This window comes from Methanoculleus chikugoensis (assembly GCF_900095385.1).
Classification (GTDB): Archaea; Halobacteriota; Methanomicrobia; order Methanomicrobiales; family Methanoculleaceae; genus Methanoculleus; species Methanoculleus chikugoensis_A.
The window spans coordinates 1-5,480 of sequence record NZ_FMID01000053.1; the positions used below are offsets into that span (position 1 = coordinate 1).

5 protein-coding genes are annotated in these 5,480 nt (G+C 48.7%); all 5 read right to left on the reverse strand.

Features of this window, described 5'->3' with window-relative positions; all coding sequences use genetic code 11:
* Nucleotides 1-48 precede the first annotated feature (48 nt).
* Nucleotides 49-1,023, reverse strand: a complete 975-nt coding sequence (locus L21_RS11060) for a hypothetical protein (protein ID WP_143727285.1) — start codon at nucleotides 1,021-1,023, stop codon at nucleotides 49-51.
* The gene (locus tag L21_RS11065; RefSeq protein ID WP_074370530.1) at nucleotides 1,016-1,966 is read right to left on the reverse strand and encodes a UDP-glucuronic acid decarboxylase family protein; all 951 of its coding nucleotides are present in this window, start codon (nucleotides 1,964-1,966) and stop codon (nucleotides 1,016-1,018) included. Before L21_RS11065 ends, L21_RS11060 begins: the two co-directional genes overlap by 8 nt.
* Nucleotides 1,967-2,020: 54 nt before the next feature.
* Nucleotides 2,021-3,298 carry a glycosyltransferase family 61 protein gene (locus L21_RS13620; RefSeq protein ID WP_083608969.1) on the reverse strand — a complete coding sequence of 426 codons (1,278 nt, stop codon included), beginning with the start codon at nucleotides 3,296-3,298 and terminating at the stop codon, nucleotides 2,021-2,023.
* Nucleotides 3,299-3,381: 83 nt separating this feature from the next.
* Nucleotides 3,382-4,248: a UTP--glucose-1-phosphate uridylyltransferase GalU gene (gene galU, locus L21_RS11080; RefSeq protein WP_074370533.1), complete on the reverse strand. Its 867-nt coding sequence runs from the start codon at nucleotides 4,246-4,248 to the stop codon at nucleotides 3,382-3,384.
* A partial coding sequence (locus tag L21_RS11085) for a UDP-glucose dehydrogenase family protein (protein ID WP_074370534.1) occupies nucleotides 4,248-5,480 on the reverse strand: 1,233 nt, incomplete at its 5' end. The genes L21_RS11085 and galU, both read right to left, overlap by 1 nt.

The following is a 5,480-nucleotide window of genomic DNA, read 5'->3' on the forward strand; positions in this document are numbered from 1 at the left end:
TTTAATATTTCACCTGAAAAAATCGGGACCATAAGTGCTCCGCAAATGCTACAGACTTTTCCCATGCCCCCTCCAAACACTCTTAGATTTAAACATCAATTTGATTTCCTTCAGTCCCAATAGAATTTTTCGAGATCTTGATTGAGAGTACCAGATTTTTTCCGTAAAATTATCTGCCGAGACATTCCGAATTACAAATGTTGGGTGCTTCAACGGAAATTCTATTCTCTCAGTAGATAGGTTTGAAAAAGGGCTTTTATCCCTGGTGTGCGTACTCGATTGACCAAACCCGATGTTTGATACGAGGTTTCGGTTCGGGATAATTGAGAGGCCCCCTTGGATCCAGCAAGAAAATACCCACTGATAATCCCATGTATCAATCGATCCATGATATACAGAGTTAAAAATAGACTCCCAGTATTTTGCTGCTCTTTTATCAGACAATATATCTTTGAGAAATCTATTTCCATAAATTTCGGGCCATGTGCTCATCCCACAGTCATATAGATTCCAAGCACGCCTCCAGGATGCCCAGCCCCAGATATGGGTATACCGCGAAAAATAGTAACTGTTTTCTGTGCGTTCCTTTCCAAACTGGAAATTGTCTCCAGAGATCATCATGATCCGTTTATCATCACGGTAACGTCCAAGAAGTTCCTGGCAGAACATAAAAAAACTCTGATCTGGGAGACAATCATCTTCGAGGATGATTCCCATCTCCTCATTCTCAAAGAACCAGTTTATTGCACCAGTCACTGCATATTTGCATCCCAAGTTATGGTCTCGAAATAGGGTCTTTATTTCACAGTCCCAGTCGATAGAGTTCATCACGTAGTCTCGAACCGCCTGGACTTTTTCGCCTTCGCCCGGGCGATCCGCTCTGGGACCATCTGCAGCCACATATAATCTTGGAGGTTTAGCCCGGCGAATCGCTTCAAAAACCCGCTTGGTAGTATCGAGCCTATTGAAGACCATAAATAGTACTGGAGTCCTCAAAGGGCGTGAAGAGTTAGAGTCAGGCATATTCATTCTGCAATATCCTCTCGAAATATCCTATCGTTTTCTTGAGCCCGTCTTCCAGTTTAACTTTTGGCGTCCAACCTAACTTCTCTTCAGCCAAATCTATGACCGGTTTTCTCTGCTTTGGATCATCTTCTGGAAGCGGTTTAAACACAATCCGACTCCTCGACCCAACCATGGCAATGACTATCTCCGCCAGTTCCAGGATAGTAAATTCGCCAGGATTTCCCAGGTTTACCGGCCCTGTGAACCCTTTTTCAGTATTCATCATCCGCACCATGCCATCTACAAGATCGTCTACATAGCAAAAGCTGCGAGTCTGCGACCCATCACCGTAGACCGTGATGTCCTCATTTCTAAGCGCCTGGACAATGAAGTTACTGACTACCCGGCCATCATCAGGGTGCATCCTGGGGCCGTAGGTATTGAAGATGCGAACCACTTTGATATCCAGCCCATGCTGACGGCGGTAGTCGAAAAATAGCGTTTCCGCACAGCGTTTCCCCTCATCATAGCATGCGCGCGGTCCGATGGGGTTGACATTGCCCCAGTAGGTTTCAGGTTGAGGGTGAACGGTTGGGTCGCCGTATACCTCGCTCGTTGAGGCCTGGAGAATTGGAATCCGCAGCCGTTTCGCCAGTCCCAACATGTTGATCGCCCCTAATACCGAGGTTTTGGTCGTCTGTGCCGGGTTGAACTGGTAATGTACCGGGCTTGCAGGACAGGCAAGATTGTAGATCTCGTCCACTTCAACATACAGTGGGAAGGTGATATCATGACGCAGGATCTCAAAATTCTTGTTATCAAGGAGATGCGCCACATTTCGGCGATTGCCTGTGAAGAAATTATCGACGCAGAGCACCTCATGCCCTTCATTCAACAGTTTTTCACAGAGATGCGACCCGATAAAACCAGCCCCACCAGTTACAAGGGTACTTTTTCCCATCGATCCACCAACCTCAGTTCGACGATAAAGATATAAACACTAAATTTCAACAATTTAATTGACCATGCACCAGTTTGCAGGTAACAACCTCATCATACACAGTAATTTTTGTAACGAGACTATATTAACAGTGATGTTCTTCCCTACAATCTCAAGATCGCAATGCTCAGGGGGGCGTATCCCTTCACCGATTAAATAGTAATACTCAAGACCAACCATATTACTCAGCGCATAGTAACAAGCGTTCACATAATCTGGAGAGAAAAACTCTAGTACTTTGGTTTTCTCATCGCAGAAAACAAGATTCGATAAGCCTGCCCCGTGGGGAGCTATAACCACTTCAGCCTGAGAGAAGTAACATACCTGCTCTTGAAAAGAGAGATCCTCAGGACTGATCATTTCAAAGCCAAGTGGCGCTAATAGATCCATTACCTCCGATTCATTCAAGACTTTTCGACCATTGCTCGCTTTAGCTCTCGAGATATACAATCTCTTCTTTTTTCCATCAACAATACCACTAGATCCTGGAAGGAAGGATCTCCTCAAAAAGTCACATACCCATTGTGGCATATTGCCCGAGTTTCCCGGAAGCGAAGGGACAACTAGTTCGCTCGCCTGAAGATGTTCATTTTTACTTGGGATGATTATTTTATCGAGAATCCCTAAAATTCTTAAGGTCTCCTCCTGAAATTTTGAATTAATATTATTAACAACAATCTTGTCTACATGCCATGGGCTCTGATTAATTATAGCGATTCTTGGCAAGACATCAAACATCCAATGGAAAAAGCCTCCACCATCTGAAGTGGAAATGACACCAACTGTCTCTGTAAGTATTTTTGGTTGGGGAAGGAGAATTTTCTTGAAAACATCAATATCTTCTGTGCGACCACTCAATCTTCTTGAAATATCCTCTAAAACAACATTATCTTCTGTTATCACAGTCCCTGAATTACCAAAGAGGCGACCATTATGTAACTTTACCACAAAAACAGCAGGGCTTGTTTTGTGGTATTCCAATTCAACTCTCCAATGGATTTTATCGTCGATACATTGTGGTTTACCTCGGTATATTTCATGTGGAGAGTAAATTTCCACAAAATCTTCAAAAAGTTTTCTATCAAAAATATATTTCCGGACCTCACAGTGATCAAGTGGTGCAATGCGCTTAGAGAGTGTAAAAATATTGATTATTCCTTTTATTTTTTGCGCCAGAATTGTGCGAATAAATCCACTTATTTCAATAATCTTATTTGCTAAAGGCAAGAGAGTAGCATTGCCCTTGACATAAATTTTTATAGTCTTTATCATTTTTCCTGTTTCCACGCCCATTTATGTTGGATCTTTCTACGTCTGCCTAACATGAGCTAAACTTATCTGACGGTACAAGGCAACGGGTACTATAACTTCCGTCGTCACCTCACAACCACCTGCCTCATATACGCTATCAGATCATCCCGGAGGTCGCCTTGGTCAAGTGCAGAATCGATGATCGCCTCGATGTATCCCATCCGATCCCCGGTATCATACCGCCTGCCCACAAATTTGTAGGCATAGATATTCTGCCGTTCGTTTAAGCGTCGGATGCCATCGGTCAACTGGATCTCACCACCAACACCGCTTGATGTTTTCTTGAGACTATCGAAGATCTCCTGGGTGAAAACGTACCTGCCGATCGCACCCATCATCGAGGGTGCATCGTCTTTCTTCGGCTTCTCGACGATATCCTCCAGCAGATAGAGCAAGTCCTCCAGGTTCTTCCCTTTGATAATCCCGTAACTGCTGACCATCTCCTCCGGTACATCCTCGACTGCAAGGACCGAACACCGATACCGATTGTAGATATCAATCAACTGCCTTGTACAGGGAGTGCTGTTCCTGACGATATCATCCCCGAGCAGGACCGCAAACGGTTCGTCACAGATATGCTTCTCAGCCCGGAGCACTGCATCCCCAAGCCCCAGCGGCTCCTTCTGCCGGATATAGTGGATATCGACGAGGGATGAGATCTCCTGCACCATACTGAGAAGATCGAGATTGTTCTTCTTCGCAAGGTGCATCTCAAGCTCAGGCGAATCGTCAAAATAATCCTCGATGGCGCGCTTGCTCCGGCCGGTGATGATGATAATATCGTCGATCCCCGAGTCCAGGGCCTCTTTGACGACATAATGGATAGCGGGTACGTCGATGATAGGAAGCATCTCCTTGGGCATCGACTTTGTGACCGGGAGGAACCGGGTGCCGAGGCCTGCTGCCGGGATGACAGCTTTCTTAACGGTCATTACCAGCAGACCCCCTCATAGATTGAGCCAATTCTGGCGTTCTCAATCCTCCTCCCGTCGATCACAAGTTTCCCCGTATAATCGAGCCTCTCAAACTCCCCCCACTCAGTGAGAATGAGCACGGCATCGGCCCCGAGCACCTCATCCGGGGCAGGCGCATACGTGACCTGCGGGAAGACACGGCGGAAGTTCTCCATCGCCGCCGGGTCGTAGGCGACCACCCGGGCCCCTGCAGCGAGAAGATCTGCAACGACCGGGATGGCCCGGCTCTCCCGGACGTCGTCGGTATCGGGCTTGAACGCAAGCCCAAGAACCCCAATCGTCTTCCCCTGCAGATCGGGGATATGCCGCTGGAGGAGAGAAAGGAGTTTTTTGGGCTGCTCCTCGTTGACCTCAAGGACCGCCCTGAGGATCTTCAGGTCTTCGCCGTGCGCTCTTGCGCCGGCGACGAGGGCCCTGACATCCTTCGGGAAGCAGGACCCCCCAAACCCTATCCCCGTCCTAAAGAATGCCGGGCTTACCCGGCCGTCCATCCCTACCACCGTAAAGACCTCACGTGAGTCCACGCCAAGCCGTTTGCAGAGGTTTCCTATCTCGTTGGCAAGGCTGATCTTCGCCGCGAGGACGGCATTGCTCGTGTATTTTATCATCTCTGCCGTCGTGACGGGGGTTACAAGCACCGCGGCCCCGACCGGCGCATAGAGGTCGCCAAGGATCCCGGCAGTCCGGGGATCATCGGCCCCGATGACGATGCGGTCCGGGGAGAGGCAGTCCCGGACAGCGCTTCCTTCACGCAGGAACTCTGGGTTTGAGCCAAGACCGAAGTCTTTTCCGGCCATCTTCCCGGAGGCCCTCTCAAGAACCGGGCCGGCCATCTCTTTCGTCGTCCCGGGAAAGACCGTGCTTTTGATGATGACCGTATGGAAAGCCTCCTTTTCCTTGAGGGCCTGCCCAATCTCTTCGCACGCGGTAAGGATGTAGGATAGATCAATCGCCCCGTCTTCCTGTGAGGGCGTCCCGACCGCGACGAAGGTGATGTCGGTCGATCCAACAGCAACTCGAAGGTCCGTGGTCGCGCTGATCCGGTCGCGGTTCTTCCGGATTAGATCCTCAAGCTCAGGTTCGTAGATAGGAGTCTGCCCTGCACCGATCGCCCGAACCTTTGCCGGGTCGACATCGACAAGGACTACCTCGTGACCCATGTCGGCGAAGCATACCCCGGTCACGCACCC

Coding starts and splice junctions, on each gene's coding strand:
- L21_RS13620 (WP_083608969.1), bottom strand. CDS start 3,298: ATGGGCGTGGAAACAGGAAAAATGATAAAGACTATAAAAATTTATGTC.
- L21_RS11065 (WP_074370530.1), bottom strand. CDS start 1,966: ATGGGAAAAAGTACCCTTGTAACTGGTGGGGCTGGTTTTATCGGGTCG.
- galU (WP_074370533.1), bottom strand. CDS start 4,248: ATGACCGTTAAGAAAGCTGTCATCCCGGCAGCAGGCCTCGGCACCCGG.
- L21_RS11060 (WP_143727285.1), bottom strand. CDS start 1,023: ATGCCTGACTCTAACTCTTCACGCCCTTTGAGGACTCCAGTACTATTT.